Raw genomic sequence first — 26,509 nt, 5'->3', positions numbered from 1 at the left:
CGAGCCCATGAGCGCACCCGTCTATCTCGATTACGCCGCCACCACCCCCGTCGACCCCCGGGTCGCCGAGGTCATGAGTCGCCATCTCACCCTGGACGGCGTCTTCGCCAATCCGGCCTCGCGCAGCCATATGCCGGGCTGGCAGGCCGAGCAGGCCGTGGAGGGCGCGCGCCGCCAGGTCGCCGACCTGATCGGCGCCGATCCCCGCGAGATCGTCTGGACCAGCGGCGCCACCGAGGCCGACAACCTGGCGCTGACCGGCTTCATGCGCGCCAACCGGGCCCGGGGCCGGCACCTGGTGACCTCGCGCATCGAGCACAAGGCCGTGGTCGACACCGCCAAGGCCCTGGAGCGGGAAGGCTTCGAGGTCACCTGGCTGACCCCGGAGCGCGACGGGCGGGTGACGCCCGAGGCCCTGCGCGCGGCGATGCGCGAGGACACGACGCTGGTCTCGCTGATGGCCGTGAACAACGAGCTCGGCAGCATCCACGACCTGGCGGCGCTGGCCGAGGTCGCCCACGCCGGCGGCGCGGTCTTCCATGTGGATGCGGTCCAGGCGGTAGGGCGCATCCCACTGGACGCCGCCGCCCAGGGCATCGACCTGATGTCGGTGTCCGCTCACAAGATCTACGGCCCCAAGGGCGTGGGCGCCCTCTACGTCAGGCGCAGCCCGGATATCCGCCTCGAGGCGCTGATCCACGGCGGCGGCCACGAGCGCGGCATGCGCTCGGGCACCCTGCCCACCCACCAGATCGCCGGCATGGGCGAGGCCTTCGCCATCGCCGGCCGCGAGGGCGAGGCCGACCAGGCCCGCATCCGGGCGCTGCGCGACCGGCTGCTGGCCGGGCTCGAGGACCTCGACGGCATCCACCGCAACAGCGTGATCGAGTGCGCGGTGCCCAACATCCTCAACCTGGCCTTCGAGGGGGTCGACGGCGAGTCGCTGCTGATGGCCCTGCGCGACATCGCGCTGTCGACCGGTTCGGCCTGCAACTCGGCCAGCGTCGAGCCATCCTATGTACTGAAGGGCATCGGCGTGCCCCGCCGCCTGGCGCTCGCCTCGCTGCGCTTCAGCTTCGGCCGCTTCACCAGCGAGGCCGATATCGACCGGGCGCTCGAGGCGCTGCGCCATGCCCTGATCGGGCTGCGCCGCAAGACCCCGTGACCCCAACCCGCTTGCAGGAGACCACCATGTCGCATCTTTCGATCACCACTGCCGCCGCCGAGCAGATCCGTCGGGTGCTCGACGAGCGCGGGCACGGCCTGGGCCTGCGGGTCACGGTCAAGCCCAGCGGCTGCTCGGGCTACAGCTACGTGCTCGACTTCGCCGACGAGGCCGCCAACGACGATGTGGCCTTCGAGGAACACGGCGTCCGGGTGTATGTCGCCCCCGAGGCGCTGGAGATGCTCGACGGCAGCGAGGTCGACTATGTCTCCGAGGGCCTGAACCGCTACTTCCGTTTCCGCAACCCCAACGTCAAGGACGAGTGCGGCTGCGGCGAGAGCTTCAGCGTCTGAGTCCGAGGCGCGATTGTCCATTGCCGCCGCGGGGCGGTATACTCTGCGCCCAGTCGGCGCCCGGCGCCGGACCGCACCATACCCATGCCTCGCGCCGCCCCGGCCCTCCCGGGGCGGCGCGAGGTTGTACCGCTCGACCCTTCCCAGACTGGAGACACGCCCCATGGCTACCGAACGCACCCTGTCCATCATCAAGCCCGACGCCGTCGCCAAGAACGTCATCGGCGAAATCGAGAGCCGCTTCGAGAAGGCCGGCCTGAAGATCGTCGCCGCCAAGATGCTCCAGCTGTCCCAGGAGCAGGCCGAGGGCTTCTATGCCGAGCACAAGGAGCGTCCCTTCTTCGGTGACCTGGTCGGCTTCATGACCTCCGGCCCGGTGGTCGTGCAGGTGCTGGAAGGCGAGAACGCCATCGCCGCCAACCGTGACCTGATGGGCGCCACCAACCCGAAGGAAGCCGAGGCCGGCACCATCCGCGCCGACTTCGCCCAATCGATCGACGCCAACGCCGTCCACGGTTCCGACTCGCCGGAATCCGCGGCCCGCGAGATCGCCTACTTCTTCCAGGACAGCGAGATCTGCCCGCGCGGCTGATCGCCTGTCACCGGCGGGGGTGTGCTCACCCCCGCTCTGCCCCACCGACCCGCTGACTGCCATGACCGCCACCACTGCTCCCCAACGCACCAACCTGCTCGGCATGACGCGCGAGGAGATGGAAGCCTTCTTCCTCTCCATCGGCGAGAAGAAGTTCCGTGCCTCGCAGGTGATGAAATGGATCCATCACGACGGCTGCGCCGACTTCGCGGCCATGACCAACCTGTCCAAGGCGCTGCGCACGCGCCTGGCCGAGGTCGCCGAGATCCGGGGCCCGAGCGTGGTCTACGAGGGCACCTCCAGCGACGGCACCCGCAAGTGGGTGCTGGAAGTGGAGGACGGCAGCTACGTGGAGACCGTGCTGATCCCGGCCGAGAACGGCAAGCGCCGGACCCTGTGCGTGTCCTCCCAGGTCGGCTGTTCCCTGGACTGCAGCTTCTGCTCCACCGGCAAGCAGGGCTTCCAGCGCAACCTCACCGCCGCCGAGATCATCGGCCAGGTGTGGGTCGCCAGCAACAGCTTCGGGGCGCGTCGCGACACCGCCAATCGCCCGGTCACCAACGTGGTGATGATGGGCATGGGCGAGCCGCTGCTGAACTATGACAATGTCGTGCCGGCGATGAAGCTGATGCTCGACGACAACGGCTACGGCCTCTCCAAGCGCCGCGTCACCCTCTCCACCTCCGGGGTGGTGCCGATGCTCGACCGCCTCGGCGACGAGCTCGACGTGAGCCTGGCCATCTCGCTGCATGCCGCCAACGACGAGCTGCGCAGCGAACTGGTGCCGCTCAACCGCAAGTACAACATCCGCACCCTGCTCGACGCCTGCCAGCGCTACCTGGCCAAGTGCGACGACACGCGGATGGTCACCATCGAGTACACGGTGATCAAGGGCGTCAACGACCAGCAGGAACATGCCCGCGAGCTCGCGGCACTGCTCGAGGAGCTGCCCTGCAAGATCAATTTGATCCCCTTCAACCCCTTCCCCCACTCGGGCTACGAGACGCCGTCCCGCAATCAGGTGATGCGCTTCCAGCAGTGGCTCTACGAGCTCGGCTACACGGCGCCGATCCGCTCGACCCGCGGCGACGACATCGATGCCGCCTGCGGCCAGCTGGTCGGCCGCGTCAAGGATCGCACCCGTCGCCACGAGCGCTACATCCAGTCGATCCAGCTCGACGCCGACTGACCCGGGGGCACCTTGACTTCGCCTGGGCACGACGCTTTGATGGTCGGGCCTTTTTTCACCATCGGCCAGGCACCCCACGCCCCGCGCGGAGGGCGGTGCCCGCCACCAGAGAGGATGCCATGACCCGTCGCCCGCGCCTGCCCGGTTTCCGACACCTGCCCGTCAGCGTCCTCCTGGCGAGCGCCCTGTGGCTGACCGGCTGTGCCAGCCAGCCCGGCGCGAGCACCCCGGTCGCGGCGGAGACGGCCGATCCGGTGGCGGCCTATACTCGCCTCGGCGTGGCCTATCTGGAGCGCAACAACCTGCCTCGGGCCCTCTCGGCCCTGGACCGTGCCCTGGAGCTGGACCCCGCGGCCCCCGAGGCCCTGCAGGCCATGGCCATGGTCTACCAGCGTCAGGGCGAGGCGGACCTGGCCGACGAGACCTTCCGCCAGGCCCTGCGCAGCGCGCCGGAGCTGACCCGGGCACGCAACAACTATGCCGCCTTCCTGTATGATCAGGGACGCATCCGCGAGGCCTGTCAGCAGCTCGAGCAGGCCACCGAAGACACCCAGTACGCCAACCGGGCCCAGCTGTTCACCAATCTCGGGCAGTGCCAGCGGGAGCTCGGCGACACTCGGGCCGCCCGCGCGAGCCTCGAGCGCGCCCAGGGCATCGACCCGCGCCGGCCCGGCAGCTACCTGCGCCTGGCCGAACTCGAGTACGCGCAGGGCAACTATGCGCGGGCCGAACGCGAGCTCGAGACCTATCGGCGCCTGGCCGGCACCACCGCGGCGGCCCGCCGCCTGGCCCGCGACATCGCCCAGGCCCGAGGCGGCCAGGCGGCCGCGACCCCACTGGATACTTCACGTGGCGCGCCCTGACCCCCGAGATTTTCAATAAGGATGCCACGCCATGAGTGACACCCATTCACAGGAGCCCGATGCCTTCGCTGGCCAGGCCTCGCCGGGCGAGCTGCTGCGACGCGAGCGCGAAGCCATGGAGCTGTCTCGCGAAGAGGTCGCCGAGGCCTTGAACCTGCGCCCGGCCGTGATCGACGGCCTGGAGCGGGACAGCTACGAGGAAGTGCCGATCGTCACCTATCGGCGCGGCTACCTGCGCAGCTACGCCAACCTGCTGGGCATCGACGCCGATCAGGTGCTGGCCGCCTATCAGGCACGCTTCGGCAACGACCACACCGAGCGCAAGATGACCCCGGTACACGTGGTCAACAAGCCGCCCTCTCGGCTCGGCGCCTGGATGTTCCGCCTGGCCACCCTGGTGGTCATCGCCGGCCTGGTCGGCCTGACCCTGATGTGGTGGCAGAGCCGCGGCGGCAGCCAGCCGCCCACCCCCGGCGACAATCCCCCGGTGGCCGTGGACAGCCTCGACGGCACCACCACCATCACCGAGGGCGGCGAGGCGGCGTCCGCTCCCGAGGCCGGCGATGAAGCCTCCGCCGGCGATGAAGCCACTGCCGGCGAGACGGCCTCGCCCGAGGCGCCGTCCGCCCCCGCGGGCGACACCGCGCCATCGACACCGCCCGCCGACGCGGGCGAGGCAACCGCCGACGCCGACGGGGCGCCCGACGACGAGGCCACGGCGGCCACGCCCGAGGCGGATGCCGCACCGGCCGACGAGGCCCCGGCCCCCGACGCCGGCGTGCTGCGCCTGACCTTCAACGAACAGTCCTGGACCGAGATCGTCGACGCCACCAACCAGCGCGTTTTCGTCGGCCTGCAGGAACCCGGCACCACGGCGCGCGTCGAAGGCGAACCGCCCTTCCGCCTGACCGTGGGCAACGCCACCGGCGTCGAGCTGGTCTGGCGCGGCGAGCCCGTGGACCTGGCGTCCCGCATCGGCGCCAACAACATCGCCCGTTTCACCCTGGGAGAATGAGTCCGCCATCATGCACGCACCATCGCCCATCACCAGACGCCAGTCGCGCCGCATCCACGTCGGCAATGTCCCGGTCGGGGGCGGCGCCCCGATCTCCGTCCAGAGCATGACCAACACCGACACCCTGGACGTGGCCGCCACCGTGGCCCAGATCCGTCAGCTGGAGAACGCCGGCGCCGACATCGTGCGCGTCTCGGTGCCCAGCATGGACGCCGCCGAGGCCTTCGGCCGCATCAAGCGCGAGGTGGCGGTGCCGCTGGTCGCGGACATCCACTTCGACTACCGGATCGCCCTGCGCGTCGCCGAACTCGGCGTCGACTGCCTGCGCATCAATCCCGGCAACATCGGCCGCGAGGAGCGCGTCCGCGCGGTGGTCTCGGCGGCCCGCGACCACGGCATCCCGATCCGCATCGGCGTCAACGCCGGCTCGCTGGAGAAGGACCTGCAGAAGAAGTACGGCGAGCCCACCCCGGCGGCGCTGGTCGAGTCCGCGATGCGCCATATCGACCACCTGGAGCGCCTCGACTTTCCCGACTTCAAGGTCAGCGTCAAGGCCTCCGACGTGTTCATGGCCGTGGCCGCCTACCGCGAGCTGGCCGGGCGCATCGAGCAGCCGTTGCACCTCGGCATCACCGAGGCCGGCGGGCTGCGCTCGGGCACCGTCAAGTCATCCATCGGCCTCGGCATGCTGCTGATGGACGGCATCGGCGATACCATCCGCGTGTCGCTGGCGGCGGACCCGGTCGAGGAGATCAAGGTCGGCTTCGACATGCTCAAGAGCCTCCGGCTGCGCGCCAAGGGCATCAACTTCGTCGCCTGCCCCAGCTGCTCGCGCCAGAACTTCGACGTCATCGGCACCATGAATGCCCTGGAGGAGCGTCTGGAGGACGTCCTGACGCCACTCGATGTCTCGGTCATCGGCTGTGTGGTCAACGGCCCCGGCGAGGCCAAGGAGAGCGACATCGGCCTGACCGGCGGCGACCCGGCCAACCTCGTCTACATCGACGGCAAGCCGGCCAGCAAGCTGCGCAACGACCACCTGGTCGACGACCTGGAGCGGCTGATCCGCGACAAGATCCGGGAGAAGCAGCAGGCCGAACAGGACGTCATCGCCCGGGATGCCTGAACCCGAAGACCCTCTCAAGGAGCACGCATTGAGCAAGAAGATCCAGGCCATTCGTGGCATGAACGACCTGTTGCCGGACCAGTCACCGCTGTGGCAGTACTTCGAGGGCCAGGTGCGCACGCTGATGAGCCGCTACGGCTATGACGAGATCCGCACCCCCATCGTCGAGCAGACCGCGCTGTTCAAGCGTTCCATCGGCGAGGTCACCGACATCGTCGAGAAGGAGATGTACACCTTCGAGGACCGCAACGGCGACAGCCTGACCCTGCGCCCCGAGGGCACGGCGAGCTGCGTGCGGGCCGCCCTGGAGCACGGCCTGCTGCACAACCAGACCCAGCGGCTGTGGTACCAGGGCCCGATGTTCCGCCACGAGCGCCCCCAGAAGGGCCGCTATCGGCAGTTCCACCAGGTCGGCGTGGAGAGCTTCGGCCTCGAGGGGCCGGACATCGATGCCGAGATGATCCTGCTGTCGGCCCGGCTGTGGCAGCAGCTCGGCCTGTCCGAGCACGTCACCCTGGAGCTCAATTCCCTGGGCTCGCCGGAGGCCCGCGCGGCCTACCGCGACACCCTGGTGGAGTATTTCGAGGCCCATCATGAACTGCTCGACGAGGACTCCCGGCGCCGGCTGACCAGCAACCCGCTGCGCATCCTCGACTCCAAGAACCCCGACATGGCGCCGATGCTGGCCGATGCGCCGCGGATGATCGATCACCTGGACGCCGAGTCCCGGGACCACTTCGCGCGGCTCACCGCCATGCTCGACGCCGCCGGCATCGGCTACGTGATCAACCTGCGCCTGGTGCGCGGCCTGGACTACTATTCGCGCACCGTCTTCGAGTGGACCACCACGGCGCTGGGCAGCCAGGGCACGGTCTGCGCCGGCGGCCGCTACGACGGCCTGGTCGAGCAACTCGGCGGCAAGCCGGTCCCGGCGGTGGGCTTCGCCATGGGCATCGAGCGCCTGATCCTGCTGCTCGACACCCTGGGGCTGGTCCCCGATGAGGCCCGTGGCGAGCTCGACGTCTACCTGCTGCCGATGGGCGAGGCCACCGAGCCGGCCGCCCTGCTGCTCGCCGAGCGGCTGCGCGAGGCCATGCCCGAGCTGCGCCTGCAGCTGCACTGCGGCGGCGGCAGCTTCAAGAGCCGCATCAAGAAGGCCGACCGCAGCGGCGCCCGCCTGGCCCTGCTGCTGGGCGAGGACGAACTCGCCGAGAACGCCGTGACGCTGAAGTTCCTGCGCGAGGACCGCGAACAGCAGCGCCTCGCCCAGGCCGACCTGACCACGACCCTCACATCCCTGCTGGCAGGCGAGACCCTCGCCTGACGGCCCGCGGACAGAAAGGAGACCGCCCGTGGCGGAGCTGAGAACCGAAGAAGAACAGCTGGAAGCCATCAAGCGCTGGTGGAAGGAGAACGGCACCTCGCTGATCCTCGGCGCGGTGATCGCCGCCGCCGGGGTGTTCGGCTGGAAGGCCTGGCAGGACTACCAGGCCGGCCAGGCCGAGGCGGCCTCCCAGCGCTACCAGCAACTGCTCACCCTGAGCGGCCAGGACGACCTCGACGAGGCCGCCCGCCAGCAGGCCGACGGCCTGGTGACCACCCTCACCGAGGACCACGGCGATAGCCTCTATGCCGACCTGGCCCGGCTGCTGGACGCCCGCCTGGCCGTGCAGGCCGGCGATACCGCCGCCGCCGTCACCGCCCTGGAGGGGCTGATCGCCGAGAGCCCGCGCCCCTACCTGCAGGGCCTGGCCCGGCTGCGCCTGGCCCGCCTGCAGCTCGCCGACGACGCCGCCGAGGCGGCGCTGGCGACCCTGGACGGCGAGATCCCCGCGCCCCTCGCGCCCCAGCGGGCCGACATCCGCGGCGATGCCCACCTGATGCTCGGCGACCGGCAGGCGGCCCGTGACGCCTGGCGCGAGGCGCTCAGCCTGTCCGAGGCGAGCGACCAGCCACTCTACGGCGTGCAACTCAAGCTGGACGACCTGGGCGTCGAGGAGACCACCTGATGAAAGCGAACCTCATGATCGCCGCTACCGCGGCGCTGGCCCTGCTGGCCGGCTGTGCCGGCAAGGTGGAGCCCCAATACCCGCCGAAGGAATTGCAGGACACCGCCGGCACCACCACCACCGAGACCCTGTGGCACCAACAGATCGGCGACGGCCTGGGCCTGGGCGGCTATCCCCTGTCGCCGGCCCAGGACGGTGACGTCATCTTCGCCGCCGACCAGCACGGCCTGGTCCAGGCGCTGGATGCCGACAGCGGCGAGCCCCGCTGGACCGTCGAGCTGTCCGCCGGCGCCTCCAGCGGCCTGACCGCGGTGGCCGACCGGGTCTACCTGGGCACCCGCAACGGCGAGGTGCTGGCTCTCGACCAGGCCGACGGCGAGGTGCTGTGGCGCACCCGGGTCAGCAGCGAGGTGCTGGCCGCCCCCCAACCCAATCGCGAACTGCTGGTGGTCCAGGCCGTGGACGGCAAGGTCACCGCCCTGGATCGCGAGAGCGGCGCCGAGCGCTGGGTCTACAGCACCTCGCGCCCGACGCTGACCCTGCGCAGCACCGGCACCCCGCGGGTGATCGACCAGGTCACCTTCGCCGGCCTGGCCAACGGACGGCTGGTCACCCTCGACAACCGCGTGGGCCAGCCCCTGTGGGAGCGCCGGATCGCCACGCCCGAGGGCCGCAACGAGATCGAACGCCTGGTCGACCTGGCCGGCCAGCCGATCCTGACCCAGGACGGCCGCCTCTTCGTCACCAGCTACAACGGTCGCCTGGTGGCCCTCCAGGCCACCACCGGCGAAACCCTCTGGTCCCGCGACGTGTCCAGCTACCGCACCCCGGTGCTGGTCGGCGACTTCCTGTTCGTGGTCGACGAGGCCAGCCACCTGGTGGCCCTGAACGCCGGCAACGGCGAGGAGCTGTGGCGCCTCGAGGACCTCGAGGGCCGCGGGCTCACCGACCCGGCCTTCGCCGACGGCCGCCTGGTGGTGGGCGACTTCGAGGGCTACGTCCACTTTATCGATGCCCGTGAGGGCACCCTCGTCGGCCGCACCGAGATCGACGGCTCCGGCATCAGCGTGCGCCCGCTCGCCGACGGCCGTCGCGTCTTTGCCCTGGCCGACGACGGCAGCCTGGAAGCCCTGGAACTGCAACCATGACCCCCGTGATCGCTCTGGTCGGCCGCCCCAACGTAGGCAAATCGACCCTGTTCAATCGCCTGACCCGCTCCCGCGACGCCCTGGTGGCCGACTTCCCGGGCCTGACCCGGGATCGCAAGTACGGCAACGGCATGCTCGGCGGCAAGGCCTACACGGTGATCGACACCGGCGGCATCAGCGGCGACGAGGAAGGCATCGACGCGGCCATGGCCGAGCAGTCGCTGCAGGCCATCGACGAGGCCGATATCGTGCTGTTCCTGGTCGACGGCCGCAGCGGCCTCAACGTGGCCGACGAGGCCATCGCCAACCACCTGCGCATCAACCAGAAGAAGACCTGGCTGGTGGTCAACAAGACCGACGGCCTGGAAGAGCACTCCGCCATGGCGGACTTCTGGCAGCTCGGCCTCGGCGACCCGCGGCCGATCGCCGCCGCCCATGGCCGCAACGTCACCACGCTGATCGATGAGGTGCTCACGCCCTTCCCCGAGCGCGACGAGGACATCCCCGCCGACACCGGCACCAAGGGCATCCGCATCGGCGTGATCGGTCGCCCCAACGTGGGCAAGTCGACCCTGGTCAATCGCCTGCTCGGCGAGGAGCGGGTGGTGGTCTTCGACGAGGCCGGCACCACCCGGGATGCCATCGAGATCCCCTTCGAGCGCCGCGGCAAGCCCTACGTGCTGGTGGATACCGCCGGCGTGCGGCGCCGCAAGAACGTCCGCGAGGTGGCCGAGAAGTTCTCGATCATCAAGACCCTCGAGGCCATCAAGGAGTGCCATGTCGCCATCATGGTGCTGGACGCCCGCAGCGGCCTGGTGGAGCAGGACCTGCACCTGCTCGACTACGTGCTGACCAGCGGCCGGGCGCTGGTGCTGGCGGTCAACAAGTGGGACGGGCTGGAGAGCGAGGCCAAGGAGCGGATGCGCACCGAGATCAAGCGCCGCCTGGGCTTCGCCGACTACGCCGAGCTGCACTTCATCTCGGCGCTGCACGGCACCGCGGTGGGCGACCTCTACCCCTCGCTGGAGCGGGCCTTCGCCTCCGCCAACAGCCACTGGTCCACCAACCGGCTGACCAACATCCTCCAGGACGCCGTGGAGCAGCACCAGCCGCCGATGGTCAACGGCCGGCGCATCAAGCTGCGCATGGCCCACCAGGGCGGCAGCAACCCGCCGATCATCGTCGTCCACGGCAACCAGACGGACTCGCTGCCCGAGGCCTACAAGCGCTACCTGACCAACACCTTCCGCAAGGTGCTCAAGGTGCGTGGCACGCCGATGCGCTTCGAGTTCCGCTCGGGCAAGAACCCCTACGACAACCTGGCCGGCGCCAGCGACCGCGAGAAGGCCAAGAAGCGCGAGCTGGACCGCACCAAGGAGGCGCGCCGCGGCCGACGCTGAGGCGCTTGCCCGGCTCCTTCCCCCCTGCCCCGCCCGGTCCGTGCTCGCGCACGGGCCGGGCGGTGTCGTCTCCGGTCGACAACTTTCCCTCGGCGAGACGCCGTCGACGCCCACGGGCCCTTGACGCGCCGGGCCGGCGCCCCTCAAATACGCCGGCCCTGCCACATCGTTGAATATTCGCAGAATGCGATTCCCCCCCCCCTCCGGAGACCCCCGATGCGCTCCCGTCGCTTCCCGACCCGCTGGCGCCTGCCGGCCTCCCTGTGCCTGGCCGCCCTGCTGGGCGGCTGCCTGGCGCTGCCCCAGACCGGCCTGTTCGCCTTTCGCCTGGCGGTCACCTCGCTGGGCGTGGAAGAGGTCCGCATCGGCCCCTACGCCGTCGACGCCCGCCTGGATAGCGGCGATCTCACCTCGCTGATCGCCTCGAGCCTGGGCGCGGGCAGCCTGCCGGTGCAGGCCACCCTGGCGCTGGGCCTCGGCCTGCCCGCCGGCACGCCGCCGGTGGAGATGGCCGGCTTCCGCTGGCGCCTGGACATGCCGGGCGCCGAGGCGCTGAGCGGTCGCTACCAGCAGGACGTGACCCTCAACGCCGCCAGCGATGCCAAGCTGCGCCTGCCCGTGGCCTTCGATGTGCTGGCCACGGACCAGCGCCGCCTGGCCCCGGTGGTGGAACTCGCCAGCCAGCTCGCCCGCCGCGGCGAACTGCCCGCCGGCAGCGAGCTGGCGATCAGCCCCGGCGACCTTCGCGGCCTGGGCATGACGCTGCCCGCCGGCCTGCTGACCCCGACGATCCGCATGGCCGTCGGCGAGAACGGCGAGCTGGTGCCCCAGGGCTGATCAGGGCGAGGCCTGCAGCCGGCGCGTGCCCACCCACTGGCAGGCGAACTGCCACGCCACCCGGCCGCTGCGAGCGCCGCGCAGGGTGGCGAAGCGGATCGCCTCGGCCCGGGCCTCGGCCGTCCAGTCCGCGGGCGTGCCGAGGTGCGCGACCCAGTGACGACAGGTCTCCAGGTAGACCGCCTGATCGAAGGGATGGAAGCCCAGCCACAGGCCGAAGCGGTCGGAGAGCGAGATCTTCTCCTCCACGGCGTCGCCATGGTGCAGCTCGTCGCCCACCAGGCGGGTGGCGTCGTTGTCGCTCATCGACTCGGGCAGCAGGTGGCGGCGATTGGAGGTGGCGTAGAGCAGCACGTTCTCGGGCGGGCCGGTGAGCGTCCCGTCGAGCACGCTCTTCAGCGCCTTGTAGGCGTCATCGTGCCCCTCGAAGGACAGGTCGTCGCAGTAGACCACGAAGCGATGGCGTTCCCGGCGCAGTCCCTCGACCAGGCTCGGCAGGCCGGCCAGGTCGTGGCGATCCACCTGCACCAGCCGCAGGCCCTCCGCGGCCAGGTCGTTGAGCAGCGCGCGGACCAGCGACGACTTGCCGCTGCCCCGGGCGCCCCACAGCAGGGCGTGGTTGGCGGGATGGCCGCGCAGGAAGGCGCGGGTATTGTCGACCAGGGCCCGCTTCTGCCGCTCGATGCCCAGCAGCGCCGCCAGCCCCAGGGTGTCCCGGGGCGGCACCGGGACCAGATGCCCGCCCAGGGCATGCCGCTGCCAGAGGGCGGCGATATCGCGCCCCCAGTCGATCTCGACCGGGGGCGGCGGCAGCCAGGCTTCCACCCGCTCCACCAGGTGCAGCAGACGCCGCGCCAGCTCCTCGTCCATGACTTCCTCCTTCGTTGCAGGTTTCGCGGTTTGACCTCGCCGGCGATCAGGGTATCTTGTGGCGAACCGTGACAAGCCGTCCAGTGGCCCCGCCCCTGACGGCCCCAGGAGGATCCCAGATGCGTTGGATACATGGAGTGGCCGTGGGGGCGCTGAGCCTCGCCCTGGCGGCCTGCACCACTTCGCCCACCGGTCGCTCGCAGTTGACCCTGATGTCTGACGAGCAGCTCGACCAGATGGGTGCCCAGGCCTTTGACCAGTACCAGCAGGAGCGCCCCACCGTGGGCGGCGCTGCCTACCGCCAGGTGCAGTGCGTGACCGAGGCCATCGTTCGCAGCCTGCCGCCGCAGGCCCGCGAGGGAGGCTGGCAGGTGAAGGTCTTCGAGGACGACTCGGCCAACGCCTTCGCCCTGCCCGGCGGCTATGTGGGGGTCAATACCGGCCTGCTCGACATCGCCGAGAACCAGGATCAGCTGGCCGCGGTCATCGGCCACGAGATCGGCCATGTGCTGGCCCACCATGCCAACGAGCGTGCCTCGACCCAGAGCGCCACCAACCTCGGGCTCTCGGTGCTGTCGTCGGCGGCGGGCCTGGAGGGCGCCGGCGGTGAGCAGGTCATGGCCGCCATGGGCCTGGGCGCCCAGTACGGCATCCTGCTGCCCTTCTCGCGTCGCCACGAGAGCGAGGCGGACGTGATCGGCCTGCAGCTGATGGCCGAGGCCGGCTTCGATCCCCGGGCCAGCGTGGCCCTGTGGCAGAACATGAGCGCCGCCGGCGGCGGCCAGCCGCCGGAGTGGATGTCCACCCACCCCAGCCACGGCCAGCGCATCGCCGGCCTCGAGGCCCAGATCCCCGAGGTCCTGCCGCGCTTTGAACAGGCCCGTCAGGCCGGCCGCACCCCGAGCTGCGGGCGCTGATGACGTCCTGAAGGAAAGCGCATGCTGAGAATCGGACTGCTGTTGCTGGTCCTGCCCATCCTGGTGCTGATGGGCATCTATTTCCTGGAGCTGGGCGATGTCCGGGAGTGCCTGCTGGTCCAGCAGGGCCACTGGGACTATCTGGCCGGCACGTGCCGCGAGACGCCCCAGCCCTTCGTGCCCTGGATCGAGCGCCGCCCCTGGCTGGTCAACGGCGGCATGCTGGTGTCGCTGGCCGGCCTGGCCTGCTGCATGGCGGGGCTCTACCTCAAGAAGCGCTAGCGCCGATCCGCTTGGCTTGGCGCTAGCGCTTCACAGCGCCTGCCGGAGGCGCTCCTGCACGGGGGCAACGTCCGGGCGCTTGCCGCGCCACAGATGGAACGACTCGGCGGCCTGGCCCACCAGCATGCCCAGGCCGTCGATGCCGCGGGCGCCGCGCGCCTCGGCCCAGCGCAGGAAGACGGTGGGCTCGGCGCCGTACATCATGTCGTAGGCGGTCGCCCCCGGGGCGAACAGCGCGTCGGGCAGCGGCGGCAGCTCGCCGGCGAGGCTCGCGCTGGTGCCGTTGATCACCACCTCGAAGGGGCCCTCGACGGCCTCGAAGCCGCCGCCGCTCACCGGCCCGAGATCGGCGAAGTCCTCGGCCAGGGCCCTGGCCTTGGCCGCGGTGCGGTTGGCGATATGCAGGCTCGCGGGCCCTGCCGCGAGCAACGGCTCGAGCACGCCGCGCACGGCCCCGCCGGCGCCCAGCACCAGCACCCGGGCTCCCGCCAGCGTCACGCCGTGGCGCTGCAGGTCCCCCACCAGCCCCGCGCCGTCGGTGGTGTCGCCGAGGGTGCCGCCCTCCGCCGTGCGCAGCAGGGTGTTGACCGCCCCGGCCCGCCGGGCCCGGGGCGTCAGCGCGTCGCACAGTCGATAGGCGTCCTCCTTGAAGGGCACGGTGACATTGGCCCCGCGACCCCCGGCGGCGACGAACTCGCGCCAGGCCCCGGCGAAGTCGTCCAGCGGCGCCTCGATGGCGGTGTACTCGAGGGCCTCGCCGGTCTGCTCGGCGAAGGCCGCATGGATGGCCGGCGACCTGGAATGGCCGACGGGGTGGCCGAACACGCAGTAACGGTCAGTCATGGAAACTCCATAGTGTCCCGGGAAGCGCTGAAGAAGCCGTCGAGCGCCGGGAAGCGCAAGGCGCCCGGAGCGCAGCATCCGCAGCCGATGAGCAATAGGTGAGGAATGCGGGCATCGCGCAACGCCGCGATTCCGGCGAGCAGACGCTTATTCAGTGTCTTCCCCCAGCCAGTCGCGGGGCGCCAGGTAGCCCTCGTAGAGCTCCGCCTCGGGGCTGCCGGGCGCGGGCTGCCAGTCATATTCCCAGCGGGCCAGCGGCGGCATCGACATCAGGATCGACTCGGTGCGCCCCCCGCTCTGCAGGCCGAACAGGGTGCCACGGTCCCAGACCAGGTTGAACTCCACGTAGCGGCCCCGCCGATAGAGCTGGAAGTCCCGCTCCCGCTCACCCCAGGCCGTGGCGCGCCGGCGCCGGACGATCGGCAGGTAGGCGTCGAGGAAGCTGTCGCCGACCGCCTGCTGGAAGGCGAAGCAGCGCGCGAAGCCGCCCTCGTTGAGATCGTCGAAGAACAGCCCGCCGACGCCGCGGGTCTCGTCGCGGTGCTTGAGGTAGAAGTAGTCGTCGCACCAGGCCTTGTAGCGCGGGTAGACGTCGTCGCCGAACGGCGCGCAGGCGTCCCGGGCCACCCGGTGCCAGTGGCGCACGTCCTCCCGGACCGGATAGAAGGGGGTCAGGTCGTAGCCGCCGCCGAACCACCACACCGGTTCCTCGCCGGCCTTCTCGGCGATCAGGAAGCGCACGTTGCCGTGGCTGGTCGGCACATGGGGGTTCTCGGGATGCAGCACCCAGGACACGCCCACCGCGTGGAAGCCGCGACCGGCCAGTTCCGGACGGGCGGCGGTGGCCGAGGGCGGCAGGGTGGCGCCGTGGACATGGGAGAAGTTGACGCCGCCCTTCTCGAACACCGCGCCATGCTCGATCACCCGGGAACGCCCCCCGCCGCCCGCCTCGCGGGTCCAGGCGTCCTCGTGAAAGGAGGCCCGGCCATCCTCGGCGGCCAGGGCCTCGCACAGGCGGTCCTGCAGGTCGAGCAGGTAGGTCTTGACGTCGTCGAGCTTGGCGTGGGCCACGGAGACTCCTTGGCTGGTGAGCGGGTCAGGGTCGTCAGGCGCGCAGCACCCGGCCGCTGGCCAGGTCGCGGATGGTGCTGGGCCGGTCATGGCCACCCAGGGGGCCGTCGAGGACGGCATCGAGTCGCTCGCCGAATATCGCCTGGATCTCGGCGGCGCTCATCGCCGGGGGCTCGCCGGCGCGATTGGCCGAGGTGGACACCAACGGTCCGCCGAAGGCCCGACACAGCTCGGCCACCAGCGGATGGTCGCTGACCCGCAGCGCCACCCGGTCATGGGCGCCGCGCACCAGCGGCCGGGCGCGGCCGTTGTCGGGCACCAGCCAGGTGGTGGGGCCGGGCCAGCTCGCCGCCAGGGGGGCCTGCTGGTCCCGCGGCAGTCCTGCCAGCCAGGGCGCGAACTGGCCGATGTCGGCGGCCACCAGGATCACGCCCTTGGCCGGGTCACGGGCCTTGAGCCGCAGCAGGCGGGTCAGCGCCGCCTCGTCGTCCGGGTCACAGCCGAGGCCCCAGACGGCCTCGGTGGGATAGGCGATGACGCCGCCCGCGCGCAGGGCGGCCACGGCGGTTGCGAGGGGAGTGGCCTGGGTCATGGCATGGGGTCCGGTGCGATGACGACGGCCGGCATTCTATCATGGGCTGTGCCGCGTCGGCAGGCGCACCCAGCCGCCCATGGCCGGGCACGCCTGGCCCGCGAGCTCGAGCTCCAGCAAGCGGCGCTGGCACTCCGTGACCCCGAGGCCGGTGAGATCGACCAGGGCATCCACCGGCGTGGGCGTGTCGCTGAGCCAGCCCAGCAGCGGGTCCTCCCGGGCCGGGGCGGGCGTGGCCGCTGCCGCGCTGGCCGGCCTGGCCCCCGGCCAGTGCACGAGCTCGTCGAGGATATCGTCCACCTGGCGGACCAGCGCCGCCCCGTCACGGATCAGCCGCAGGCAGCCCCGGGCCTGGGGATTGTGGATGGACCCCGGCAGGGCGAAGACCTCGCGGCCCTGCTCGTTGGCCAGCCGGGCGCTGACCAGCGAGCCGCTCTGCTCGGCGGCCTCGACCACCAGCACGCCCAGCGACAGGCCGGTGACGATGCGATTGCGCCGCGGGAAGAACGCCGCCCGGGCCGCGGTGCCGGGGGGATGCTCGGCGACCAGCAGGCCGCCGGTGGCGTGCAGCCGCGCGTGGAGGTCGCGGTGGCGCGCCGGGTAGACCACGTCGACCCCGCAGCCGAGTACCGCCACGCTGCAGCCGCCGGCCTCCAGGGCCGCGCGCTGGGCCGCGCCGTCGATGCCCAGGGCCATGCCGCTGACCACGCACCAGCCTTGCCGGGCGAGCTCCCGGGCGAAGCCGGCGGCGTTGGTGAGGCCCTCCCGGGTCGGCCGGCGCGAGCCGACCATGGCCAGCCTGGGCGGCACCAGGGCCTGGAGATCGCCCCAGGCCCAGAGCACCGGCGGCGGGTCGGCGATCTGGCCGAGCAGGGGCGGCCAGGCGGGATGGTCGGGATGCAGGAGGTGACGGTCGGCCGCGGCGTCGAGCCAGGCCTGGTCGGCCTCGAGCCGCGGGGTGAGCGGGCTGCGCGCGGGGTGGTCGAGCCACAGCCGCAGGGCCCGGCCGGCCGGCGCGGGCAGCACCGCCAGCCAGCCCTCCGGCCAGGCCGGTCCCCGGTTGGCGAGCTCGGCCAGTCCGGCCGCGCCGATGCCGGGCAACCGGGACAGCAGCAGCCACTCCCTGGCCTCCAGAGCCATGCGTGAAACGGGGCTCAGCGCCGCGCCGTGCCCAGCGAGGCGCGCGGATTGTGCAGGCGGTCCCCCACGGCCAGGGTGCGGGTGGCCTGCATCACCAGGCCGTAGCTCATCTTCTCGTAGGGCCGGAAGACCATCACCAGGCCGGCGTTTTCGCCGGGCATCCGCAGGGCCTCGCCGGTACGCGGGTCGTCGACCAGCTCGCCGCGCTGCTCCACCGCCAGCACGTGCCCGGCCGCCAGGCCGTCGCGGGTGCCTCGGTCCAGCGCCACCACCTGCAGGCGGCCGATGAAGCGTACCCCGCCGGGCACCGCCAGGATGCGGCCGTCGATCGGCTGCTCCGGGGCCCGCGGCAGGAACTCGGTGGTCAGGGCCCGGTCTTCCAGCGGCAGGATGATGTCGTTGCTGCGGATCTCTTCCCGGGAACGGGTGGCCTCCATCACCGCGATATCGTCTTCCTGGCGCAGCCGGCGGGCCTCGCCGACACTCTCCAGCTCGAGGCCGAGCAGCTCGCCGCTGGTCGGGTCCCGGTAGCGCTCGCCGACGCGGTAGATGCCGAAGCGGCCGCCGCCGTCGACGCGGCCGCGGGCGTAGAACCGGTCCCCGGCCCCGCTGACCAGGCGGCCATCGTCGCCGGCCACCACGTAGGCCAGTTCGTCCAGCCGCTCGGGGTCGGTCACCACCCGATGCTCGCGCAGGAAGTGACGCACCGATTCCAGCGGGAGGGGGGCAACGGCCTCGCGGTGCGGAACGGCGCGCACCTCCGGGGAGAGGCGGACCACTCCCTGGCCTCGCTCCAGGCCCAGGCAGGGCCGGCCGCCGCAGTCGTAGAGGTAGACGGTGTCGCCGGGATAGATCAGGTGCGGGTTCTCGATCTGGGGATTGACCTGCCAGACCTCCGGCCACTGCCAGGGATGCTGCAGGAAGCGCCCGGAGATGTCCCACAGGGTATCGCCCCTGACCACGGTGTAGCGGTCCGGCGCGCTGTCCCTCAGGCCGTTCTCCCAGGACAGGCCCTGGGCCTGCACGGCGCCCACCAGCAGCCCCGCCGCCAGCGCCCCCAGCCAGCGCCGCATGCCCTTGCTGCGTCTCGTCTGCCTCATCCCCGGCTTCCCCCGCGTTGTTATCCCCGGCAGCGCATGGAACCCCGCCGCCGTGGTATAGTCTGATGCTATCGATACGATACGCGACGCGTGGTTTTCCGCCGCGTCGCCGGCTTCTAGAATAGCCGCATATCCCGAATGACAGCACAACGGTGACACCAACGCCATGGCCAAACTCCCCATCCTCGAATTCCCCGACGAGCGGCTGCGCACCAAGGCGGTTGCCGTCGAGACGGTCGACGACGAGGTGCGCCAACTGGTCGACGACATGCTCGAGACCATGTACGACGCCCAAGGCATCGGCCTGGCCGCCACCCAGGTGGACGTGCACCGCCGCGTGATCGTGATGGATGTCAGCGACGATCGCAGCACGCCGCTGGTGCTGGTCAACCCGACGTACACGCCCATCGGCGACGAGCGCGAGCCGATGCAGGAGGGCTGCCTGTCGATCCCGGAGTACTATGCCGAGGTGCCGCGCGCCCTGAAGGTGCGGCTCCAGGCGCTGGGCCGCGACGGCCGGCCCTATGAGCTGGAGGCCGAGGGCCTGCTGGCCCACTGCATCCAGCACGAGTGCGACCACCTGGAGGGCGTGCTGTTCGTCGACTACCTGTCGCCGCTCAAGCGCGACCGGGTGATGAAGAAGATGCAGAAGCGCCACAAGATGGGCCAGCCCGCCTGAGCCTGGGCACTTCAGCCCACACGGGCGAATCACCGGAAGGCCGGCGCCGTTGAGGACGCCGGCCTTCGTCGTTTGCGCCCCGCTCCGTTATCATGGGGGCATTCATCCCGGTAAGGCCCTCGACCCATGTCCCGACCCCTGCGCGTCATCTTCGCCGGCACGCCCGACTTCGCCGCCGAGAGCCTGGCGTCACTGCTGACGAGCCCCCACCACGTCGTCGCCGTCTACACCCAGCCCGACCGCCCCGCCGGGCGGGGCCGCAAGCTGACCCCCAGCCCCGTCAAGGCGCTGGCCCAGCGGCATGGGCTACCGGTCCACCAGCCCGCCTCGCTGCGCACGCCGGAGGCCCAGGCGACGCTGGCGGCACTGGACGCCGATCTCATGGTGGTGGTGGCCTACGGCCTGATCCTGCCCAAGGCGGTGCTCGACACGCCGCGGCTGGGCTGCCTCAATGTCCACGCCTCCCTGCTGCCGCGCTGGCGTGGCGCGGCGCCCATCCAGCGGGCCATCGAGGCCGGCGACGCCGAGAGCGGGGTGACCATCATGCAGATGGACGAGGGCCTCGACACCGGCGACATGCTGCTGGTCAGGCGCACCCCCATCACCGCCGCCACCACCGGCGGCGAGCTCCATGACACCCTGGCCGCCCTGGGCGGCCAGGCGCTTGTCGAGGCCCTGGCGGCGCTGGCCGGCGATGGCCTGGCCGCCACGCCGCAACCGGCGACCGGCGTCACCTACGCCGCCAAGCTGTCCAAGGCCGAGGCCGAGCTCGACTTTCGCCAGCCCGCCGCGACGCTCGCCGCCCGCATTCGCGCCTTCAATCCCTGGCCGGTCGCCTGGTGCGCGCAGGGCGAGGAGCGCCTGCGCCTGCTGATGGCCGAGGCCGCCCCGGCCCCGGCCGCGGGCGACCCCGCAGCCCCCGGCACCCTGCTCGCCCCCGACGCCGACGCCCTGCGTATCGCCTGCGGCCCGGCCGGCGACCAGGTGCTGCGAGTGACCCGGGCCCAGCTACCCGGCGGCAAGGCCCTGGACGTGCGCGAGCTGCTCAAGGCCCGCGCGGACCGTTTCCCCCCCGGCGCCCGCCTGGGGACCCCGGACCGGGAGACCCCCGCATGAGCAACCACGCCGGACACTCCAAGTCCCTCGACAACGGCCTGGCGGTGCGCGCCGCCGCGGCCCGGGCGCTCGCCCCGGTGATCACCGGCAAGGGCTCGCTCAACAACCTCGACGAGCACCAGGTGGTGGCCCGGGACCGCAGCCTCTTCAAGGAGCTGTGCTTCGGCACCTGCCGGACCCTGCCGCGGCTGGAGGCCCTGGCCGCGACGCTGCTGGAGAAGCCCTTCAAGGCCCGCGACGCCGACATCCAGGCGCTGCTGCTGGTCGGCATCTACCAGCTGCTCTACCTGCGCATCCCGGCCCATGCCGCGGTGGGCGAGACCGCCGGCGCGGCCCGCCTGCTGGGCAAGGCCTGGGCCACCCGGGTGCTCAACGGCTGCCTGCGCCGCCTGCAGCGCGAGTCCGCGGCCCTGCAGGCCGAGGTCGACAAGGACCCGGCGGTGGCCCTGCTGCACCCCAGGTGGTGGCTCAAGGCCTTCCGCCAGGCCTGGCCGGACGACTGGCGGGCCATCTGTGAGGCCAACAACCGCCCCGGCCCGATGACCCTGCGGGTCAACCGCCGCCACGGCGACCGGGAGACGTACCGCGACCACCTCGATGCCCCGGGCATCAGTTGCCGGCTATGCCTGCATGCGCCGGATGGCCTGACCCTGGACAAGCCACGGGACGTGTCCACCCTGCCCGGCTTCCAGGAAGGCCGGGTCAGCGTCCAGGACGAGTCGGCCCAGCTCGCCGCGGTGCTGCTGGGGCCGGTGATCGCCCCGCGTCCCGGGACCCGGGTGCTGGACGCCTGCTGCGCGCCCGGCGGCAAGACCGCCCACCTGCTCGAGCTGTTCGATATCGAGTTGCAGGCCGTCGACAGCGACGACGCCCGCCTGGCCCGGGTCGAGGACACCCTCTCACGGCTCGGCCTGAGTGCCTCCCTGGCCCACGGCGATGCCACCCAGCGCGACTGGTGGGACGGCACCCCCTACGACGCCATCCTGCTCGACGCCCCCTGCTCCGGCAGCGGCGTGATCCGCCGCCACCCGGATATCAAGCGACTGCGCCGTCCCTCCGACATCCCGCGGCTGGCCGAGCTCCAGGCTCGCCTGCTCGACAACCTCTGGCCGCTGCTGTCGCCGGGCGGCACCCTGCTGTATGCCACCTGCTCGGTGCTGCCCGAGGAGAACGCCGACCAGGTCCAGGCCTTCCTCGAGCGCACCCCCGACGCCGAGGTGACCACCCCGACGGGGGTCGCCTGGGGCCGGCCCGCCGGCGCCGGACGCCAGCTGCTGCCGAGCGTCGACAGCCATGACGGCTTCTTCTATGCCAGACTGAGGAAGCGGGCCGCCTGAGCGGCCTCCACCCTTCGCTGCCAAAGGACGACACCATGAACCATACCTACAAGCACATCGAGCTGACCGGCACCTCCGAGACGGGCATCGAGGACGCGGTGCAGAGCGCCCTCGGCAAGGCCTCGGAGAGCCTGCACAGCATGCGCTGGTTCGAGGTCACCGACACCCGCGGCCATATCGAGCACGGTCGGGTGACGCATTGGCAGGTAACGCTCAAGGTGGGCTTCACCCTCGACTGAGGCCGTCCCGCGGCCGACCTGTTCTTCCATCCGCGGCTGGTTTAAGCTGGCCATCACTTATGTTGCGGTGCACAAGACGGCACCGCCACGGCTTCCTGCGGACAGCGACACCCAATGAAGATCATCATCCTCGGCGCCGGCCAGGTCGGTGGGACCCTGGCCGAGCACCTGGCCCGCGAAGAGAACGACATCACGGTGGTGGACACCGACAGCGAGCGGCTGCGCGAGCTGCACACCCGGCTCGACATCCGCACCGTGACCGGCGCCGGCTCCTACCCCATGGTGCTGCGCCAGGCCGGCTGCGAGGACGCCGACATGCTGATCGCGGTGACCAACTCCGACGAGGTCAACATGATCGCCTGCCAGGTGGCCCACACGCTGTTCCGCACCCCGACCAAGATCGCCCGGGTGCGGGCCACCGCCTACCTGACCCGCAAGGGGCTGTTCGCCCACGAGGCGGTGCCCATCGACGTGCTGATCAGCCCCGAGCAGGTGGTCACCGACCACATCCGCCGGCTGATCGAGCACCCCGGCGCCCTGCAGGTGCTGGAGTTCGCCGGCGGCCTGGTGCAGCTGGTGGCGGTGAAGGCCTTCTACGGCGGCCCCCTGGTGGGCCAGGAACTGGGCTTCCTGCGCCGGCACATGCCCAGCGTCGACACCCGGGTGGCCGCCATCTACCGCCGCAACCGGCCGATCATCCCCCGCGGCGACACCGTCATCGAGGCCGATGACGAGGTGTTCTTCATCGCCGCCCGGCGCGATATCCGCGCGGTGATGAGCGAGCTCCGGCGCCTGGAGCGGGACTTCCGGCGGATCATCATCGTCGGCGGCGGCAACATCGGCGAGCGCCTCGCCGAGCACCTCGAGCACAGCCACCAGGTGAAGATCGTCGAGCACAACCTCGACCGTTGCACCCAGCTCTCCGAGCGCCTCGACCGCACCGTGGTCCTCCACGGCAGCGCCACCAGCAAGCGCCTGCTGGAGGAGGAGAACATCGAGGACTGCGACATCTTCTGCGCGCTGACCAACGACGACGAGGTCAACATCATGTCGTCGATGCTGGCCAAGCGCATGGGGGCCAAGAAGGTGCTCACCCTGATCAACAACGCCGCCTACGTGGACCTGGTCCAGGGCGGCGAGATCGACATCGCCATCTCGCCCCAGCAGGCCACCATCGGCAGCCTGCTGACCCACGTGCGTCGTGGCGATATCGTCAACGTCCACTCGCTGCGGCGTGGCGCCGCCGAGGCCATCGAGGCGATCGCCCACGGCGACACCCAATCCTCCAAGGTGGTGGGCCGGGCCATCGGCGAGATCGACCTGCCCAACGGCACCACCATCGGCGCCATCGTGCGCGGCAAGGACGTGCTGATCGCCCATGACGACGTGGTGGTCGAGTCCGGCGACCACGTGATCCTGTTCGTCATCGACAAGCGCCGCATCCGCGACGTGGAGCGGCTGTTCCAGGTCGGCCTGACCTTCTTCTGATGGAGCCCCGCACCGAGTGACCGCCATGCCGCCAGGGACGACGCCCCGCCCGACGAGGAGAGCCACCGCATGAGCCTGCGCATGATCCTGCGCATCCTGGGTCTGCTGCTGATGATGTTCAGCCTGACCATGGCGCCCCCGATCCTGATCTCGCTGCTGTTCGGCGACGGCATGTGGGAGGCTTTCGTGGTGGCGCTGGCCATCACCGTGGTGACCGGAGCCATGATGTACCTGCCCAACCGCCATGCCCGCAAGGAACTGCGCACCCGCGACGGCTTCTTGATCGCGGCGCTGTTCTGGAGCGTGCTGGGGCTGTTCGGGGCGCTGCCGCTGATGCTCACCGGCGCCTCGGCCCTGTCGCCCACCGACGCCGTCTTCGAGTCCTTCTCGGGGCTGACCACCACCGGCGCCACGGTGATCACCGGCATCGACCTGCTGCCCGAGGCGATCCTCTACTACCGTCAGCAGCTGCAGTGGCTGGGCGGCATGGGGATCGTGGTGCTGGCCGTGGCCATCCTGCCGACGCTGGGCGTCGGCGGCATGGCCCTGTACCGCACCGAGATCCCGGGGCCGCTCAAGGACTCCAAGCTGACCCCGCGCATCACCGAGACGGCCAAGGCGCTGTGGTACATCTACGCCACCCTGACCGTGACCTGCATGCTGGCCTACATGGCCGCCGGCATGAACTGGTTCGACGCCCTGGGCCACAGCTTCTCCACCGTGGCCATCGGCGGCTTCTCGACCCACGATGCCAGCATCGGCTACTTCGACAGCGCCGCCATCGAACTGGTCTGCGTGTTCTTCCTGTTCATCTCGGCGATGAGCTACAGCCTGCACTTCCTGGCCTGGCGGCAACGCAGCGTGACCCACTACTTCCAGGACCCGGAGGCCCGCTTTTTGATGCTGTTCCTGGCGGGCCTGGTGACTACCACGGCGATCTCGCTATGGCTCACCGAGATCTACGAGACCACCCTGGGGCTGCGCCATGCGCTGTTCGAGGTGGTCTCGATCGCCACCACCGCCGGCTTCGCCGTGGCCGACTTCTCGATCTGGCCCGGCGCCCTGCCCTTCCTGCTGTTCGTGACGGCCTTCGTCGGCGGCTGCTCGGGTTCCACCGGCGGCGGCATGAAGGTGATCCGCATCATCCTGATCCTCAAGCAGGGCATGCGCGAGGTGATGCGGCTGATCCACCCCAATGCGGTGATCACCGTGAAGATCGGCAAGGTCAGCGTGCCGGACGGCATCGCCCAGGCGGTCTGGGGCTTCTTCTCGGCCTACGTGATGCTGTTCTTCCTGATGCTGGTGGGCGTGATGGCCACCGGCGTCGACCAGATCACCGCCTGGTCGACGGTGGGCTCGGCGCTCAACAACCTGGGGCCGGCACTGGGCGAGGCCAGTGCCCATTACGGCGACCTGCCGATGCTGGCCAAGTGGATCCTGGTGGTGGCCATGCTGCTGGGGCGCCTGGAGATCTTCACCGTGCTGGTGCTGTTCACCCCGGCCTTCTGGCGCAAGTGATCGAAGACGCCGCTCTGCAGGTGGGGTCGCCTGGGCGCTGGCCGGGCCAGCGCAGCTCTCAATACCGGGGCGACCTGCCGATGCTGGCCAAGTGGATCCTGGTGGTGGCCATGCTGCTGGGGCGCCTGGAGATCTTCACCGTGCTGGTGCTGTTCACCCCGGCCTTCTGGCGCAAGTAGCAAACCCGATGCAAGCGCCCGCGGCGGGTTTGGCCCGCCGGCGGCCTTCGTGGATAATCGACTCTTCATCCTCCAGGCCCGAGCGTCAATGACCGACTCCCAGGACACCGTGACCGCCCCCCGTGAACAGGCCACCAGCGGCGGCCCCCGCCGCACCCTCCTGGTGGGCGAGACCCGTTACACCCTGCTGGGGACCGCCCATGTCTCGGCCGAGAGCGCCGCGGAGGTCCGCTCGCTGATCGATTCCGGCGAGTTCGACGCGGTAGCCGTCGAGCTGTGCGACTCGCGCCACCAGAACCTGGCCAACCCCGACGCCCTGGGCGAGCAGGACCTGTTCCAGATCTTTCGCCAGGGCAAGGCCGGCATGGTCGCCGCCAGCCTGGCGCTGGGCGCCTTCCAGCAGCGCCTCGCCGAGCAGTCGGGCATCGAGCCCGGCGCCGAGATGCGCGCCGCCCTGGAGGAGACCCGCGCCCGCCGGCTGCCGCTGGTGCTGATCGACCGGGACGTGGGGGTGACCCTCAAGCGCATCTACCACAACGTGCCCTGGTGGCAGCGCTTCTCGCTGTTCTCGGGGCTGCTCGGCGGGCTGCTGTCCCGCCAGGACGTCTCCGCCGAGGACATCGAGCGGCTCAAGGAGGGCGATGTCCTGGAGTCCACCTTCAGCGAGTTCGCCGCCGAGTCCGAGACCCTCTACACGCCGCTGATCAGCGAGCGCGACCGCTACATGGTGCTGCGCCTGGCCGAGCAGTGTCCGCCAGGGCGCTACCGCCACGTGCTGGTGGTGATCGGTGCCGGCCACCTCAAGGGCATGGCCGAGCACCTGGCACGGCCGCTGCCCGAGGCGCCCACCCCGGAGCGCGAGGCGCTGGAGGCCACCCCGCCGCCCTCGAAGGTCTGGAAGGCGCTGCCCTGGGCCATCACCGCCCTGGTGCTGACCGGTTTCGCCATCGGCTTCTCGCGTAACACCGAGCTCGGCTGGCAGCTGGTGGTGGAATGGTTCGTGATCAACGGCGTGCTCTCCGGCGCGGCCACCCTGGCGGCCCTGGCGCACCCGGTGACCGTGGCCGCCACCGTGGTGGCCGCGCCCCTCACCTCGCTCAATCCCACCATCGGTGCCGGCTTCGTCGCCGCCGGGGTGGAGCTCGCCATGCGCAAGCCCAAGGTGCGCGACTTCGCCACCCTGCGCCACGACGTCACCGAGCTGAAGGGCTGGTGGCGCAATCGGGTCTCGCGCACCCTGCTGGTCTTCCTCACCGCCACCCTCGGCTCCGCCGCCGGCACCTGGATCGCCGGTTTCCGCATCGCCGGGGCGCTGTTCGGCGGCTGACCCCGCCGGGCGCCGCGTCCCGCGGCGCCCGCCACCTCCCGACCTCCCCGACCCGGCCATGGCTAACGCCTGGCCCGGCTACCGGGAAGTCCGCGGGGCCCCCTTCCTCTTCCT

The 26,509-nt window shown here is 71.0% G+C and carries 27 protein-coding genes; 21 read left to right on the top strand and 6 right to left on the bottom strand.

Annotated features, from left to right (window positions below; all coding sequences use genetic code 11):
- Positions 1–7 precede the first annotated feature (7 nt).
- The 12 genes from QWY76_RS00490 (at position 8) to QWY76_RS00435 (ending at position 11,697) form a co-directional block, all read left to right on the top strand.
- Positions 8–1,165, top strand: coding sequence for an aminotransferase class V-fold PLP-dependent enzyme (locus tag QWY76_RS00490; protein WP_290309154.1), 1,158 nt, complete (start codon positions 8–10; stop codon positions 1,163–1,165).
- A 26-nt stretch (positions 1,166–1,191) separates the two neighbouring features.
- On the top strand, positions 1,192–1,518 hold the full coding sequence (locus tag QWY76_RS00485; RefSeq protein ID WP_126484901.1) for a HesB/IscA family protein: 327 nt from the start codon (positions 1,192–1,194) through the stop codon (positions 1,516–1,518).
- 163 nt (positions 1,519–1,681) lie between these two features.
- Positions 1,682–2,110: a nucleoside-diphosphate kinase gene (gene ndk, locus QWY76_RS00480; RefSeq protein ID WP_290309153.1), complete on the top strand. Its 429-nt coding sequence runs from the start codon at positions 1,682–1,684 to the stop codon at positions 2,108–2,110.
- Positions 2,111–2,171: 61 nt separating this feature from the next.
- Positions 2,172–3,299 carry a dual-specificity RNA methyltransferase RlmN gene (gene rlmN / locus QWY76_RS00475; protein ID WP_290309152.1) on the top strand — a complete coding sequence of 376 codons (1,128 nt, stop codon included), beginning with the start codon at positions 2,172–2,174 and terminating at the stop codon, positions 3,297–3,299.
- A gap of 119 nt (positions 3,300–3,418) precedes the next feature.
- Complete coding sequence (gene pilW / locus QWY76_RS00470) at positions 3,419–4,162, top strand: type IV pilus biogenesis/stability protein PilW (protein WP_290309151.1); 744 nt, start codon at positions 3,419–3,421, stop codon at positions 4,160–4,162.
- 31 nt (positions 4,163–4,193) lie between these two features.
- Positions 4,194–5,177, top strand: coding sequence for a RodZ domain-containing protein (locus QWY76_RS00465; RefSeq protein WP_290309150.1), 984 nt, complete (start codon positions 4,194–4,196; stop codon positions 5,175–5,177).
- A gap of 10 nt (positions 5,178–5,187) precedes the next feature.
- Positions 5,188–6,303, top strand: a complete 1,116-nt coding sequence (gene ispG / locus QWY76_RS00460; protein ID WP_290309149.1) for a flavodoxin-dependent (E)-4-hydroxy-3-methylbut-2-enyl-diphosphate synthase — start codon at positions 5,188–5,190, stop codon at positions 6,301–6,303.
- Between the two features lie 28 nt (positions 6,304–6,331).
- Complete coding sequence (hisS, locus tag QWY76_RS00455) at positions 6,332–7,627, top strand: histidine--tRNA ligase (RefSeq protein WP_435388912.1); 1,296 nt, start codon at positions 6,332–6,334, stop codon at positions 7,625–7,627.
- A gap of 28 nt (positions 7,628–7,655) precedes the next feature.
- Positions 7,656–8,312, top strand: a complete 657-nt coding sequence (locus QWY76_RS00450; RefSeq protein WP_290309147.1) for a YfgM family protein — start codon at positions 7,656–7,658, stop codon at positions 8,310–8,312.
- The gene (bamB, locus tag QWY76_RS00445) at positions 8,312–9,460 is read left to right on the top strand and encodes an outer membrane protein assembly factor BamB (protein WP_290309146.1); all 1,149 of its coding nucleotides are present in this window, start codon (positions 8,312–8,314) and stop codon (positions 9,458–9,460) included. Before QWY76_RS00450 ends, bamB begins: the two co-directional genes overlap by 1 nt.
- Positions 9,457–10,860 (top strand): ribosome biogenesis GTPase Der, encoded by a 1,404-nt coding sequence (gene der, locus QWY76_RS00440; protein WP_290309145.1) that lies wholly within the window; start codon positions 9,457–9,459, stop codon positions 10,858–10,860. The genes bamB and der overlap by 4 nt, the downstream gene beginning before the upstream one ends.
- A gap of 216 nt (positions 10,861–11,076) precedes the next feature.
- Positions 11,077–11,697, top strand: a complete 621-nt coding sequence (locus QWY76_RS00435; protein WP_290309144.1) for a hypothetical protein — start codon at positions 11,077–11,079, stop codon at positions 11,695–11,697.
- On the opposite strand, the gene QWY76_RS00430 is transcribed toward QWY76_RS00435, so the two are convergent.
- The gene (locus tag QWY76_RS00430) at positions 11,698–12,567 is read right to left on the bottom strand and encodes an ATP-binding protein (RefSeq protein ID WP_290309143.1); all 870 of its coding nucleotides are present in this window, start codon (positions 12,565–12,567) and stop codon (positions 11,698–11,700) included.
- Between the two features lie 119 nt (positions 12,568–12,686).
- Between QWY76_RS00430 and QWY76_RS00425 the strand changes: the two genes are divergently transcribed.
- Positions 12,687–13,484 (top strand): M48 family metallopeptidase, encoded by a 798-nt coding sequence (locus tag QWY76_RS00425; RefSeq protein ID WP_290309142.1) that lies wholly within the window; start codon positions 12,687–12,689, stop codon positions 13,482–13,484.
- Positions 13,485–13,505: 21 nt separating this feature from the next.
- The gene (locus QWY76_RS00420; protein WP_290309141.1) at positions 13,506–13,766 is read left to right on the top strand and encodes a hypothetical protein; all 261 of its coding nucleotides are present in this window, start codon (positions 13,506–13,508) and stop codon (positions 13,764–13,766) included.
- 30 nt (positions 13,767–13,796) lie between these two features.
- Here the strand turns inward: QWY76_RS00420 and aroE are convergent, their stop codons facing one another.
- From aroE to QWY76_RS00395, 5 genes are all read right to left on the bottom strand, one after another.
- Positions 13,797–14,609 (bottom strand): shikimate dehydrogenase, encoded by an 813-nt coding sequence (gene aroE, locus QWY76_RS00415; protein WP_290309140.1) that lies wholly within the window; start codon positions 14,607–14,609, stop codon positions 13,797–13,799.
- A 147-nt stretch (positions 14,610–14,756) separates the two neighbouring features.
- Positions 14,757–15,680: an oxygen-dependent coproporphyrinogen oxidase gene (gene hemF, locus QWY76_RS00410; protein WP_290309139.1), complete on the bottom strand. Its 924-nt coding sequence runs from the start codon at positions 15,678–15,680 to the stop codon at positions 14,757–14,759.
- Positions 15,681–15,714: 34 nt separating this feature from the next.
- Entirely contained in the window at positions 15,715–16,272 is a 558-nt protein-coding gene (tsaC, locus tag QWY76_RS00405; RefSeq protein WP_290309138.1) for an L-threonylcarbamoyladenylate synthase type 1 TsaC, read from the bottom strand.
- 39 nt (positions 16,273–16,311) lie between these two features.
- Positions 16,312–17,412, bottom strand: coding sequence for a DNA-processing protein DprA (gene dprA, locus QWY76_RS00400; RefSeq protein WP_290309137.1), 1,101 nt, complete (start codon positions 17,410–17,412; stop codon positions 16,312–16,314).
- Positions 17,413–17,426: 14 nt separating this feature from the next.
- The gene (locus tag QWY76_RS00395) at positions 17,427–18,512 is read right to left on the bottom strand and encodes a LysM peptidoglycan-binding domain-containing protein (protein WP_290309136.1); all 1,086 of its coding nucleotides are present in this window, start codon (positions 18,510–18,512) and stop codon (positions 17,427–17,429) included.
- Between the two features lie 166 nt (positions 18,513–18,678).
- Here QWY76_RS00395 and def point away from each other — a divergent pair, with 166 nt between their 5' ends.
- From def to QWY76_RS00360, 7 genes are all read left to right on the top strand, one after another.
- On the top strand, positions 18,679–19,191 hold the full coding sequence (gene def, locus QWY76_RS00390) for a peptide deformylase (RefSeq protein WP_290309135.1): 513 nt from the start codon (positions 18,679–18,681) through the stop codon (positions 19,189–19,191).
- 126 nt (positions 19,192–19,317) lie between these two features.
- Positions 19,318–20,307, top strand: coding sequence for a methionyl-tRNA formyltransferase (gene fmt / locus QWY76_RS00385; protein ID WP_290309134.1), 990 nt, complete (start codon positions 19,318–19,320; stop codon positions 20,305–20,307).
- The gene (rsmB, locus tag QWY76_RS00380; protein WP_290309133.1) at positions 20,304–21,644 is read left to right on the top strand and encodes a 16S rRNA (cytosine(967)-C(5))-methyltransferase RsmB; all 1,341 of its coding nucleotides are present in this window, start codon (positions 20,304–20,306) and stop codon (positions 21,642–21,644) included. Before fmt ends, rsmB begins: the two co-directional genes overlap by 4 nt.
- Before the next feature lie 35 nt (positions 21,645–21,679).
- Positions 21,680–21,883 (top strand): dodecin, encoded by a 204-nt coding sequence (locus QWY76_RS00375; protein WP_290309132.1) that lies wholly within the window; start codon positions 21,680–21,682, stop codon positions 21,881–21,883.
- A gap of 114 nt (positions 21,884–21,997) precedes the next feature.
- On the top strand, positions 21,998–23,371 hold the full coding sequence (trkA, locus tag QWY76_RS00370) for a Trk system potassium transporter TrkA (RefSeq protein WP_290309131.1): 1,374 nt from the start codon (positions 21,998–22,000) through the stop codon (positions 23,369–23,371).
- A gap of 69 nt (positions 23,372–23,440) precedes the next feature.
- Entirely contained in the window at positions 23,441–24,889 is a 1,449-nt protein-coding gene (locus QWY76_RS00365) for a TrkH family potassium uptake protein (RefSeq protein ID WP_290309130.1), read from the top strand.
- Positions 24,890–25,156: 267 nt separating this feature from the next.
- On the top strand, positions 25,157–26,395 hold the full coding sequence (locus QWY76_RS00360) for a TraB/GumN family protein (RefSeq protein ID WP_290309129.1): 1,239 nt from the start codon (positions 25,157–25,159) through the stop codon (positions 26,393–26,395).
- Positions 26,396–26,509: the final 114 nt, after the last annotated feature.

Origin of the sequence: Halomonas maura, assembly GCF_030409305.1 — a bacterium.
Lineage (GTDB): Bacteria > Pseudomonadota > Gammaproteobacteria > Pseudomonadales > Halomonadaceae > Halomonas > Halomonas maura.
Note: the sequence above shows the minus strand (reverse complement) of the source record. Positions and strands in the feature narration are given on the sequence as shown.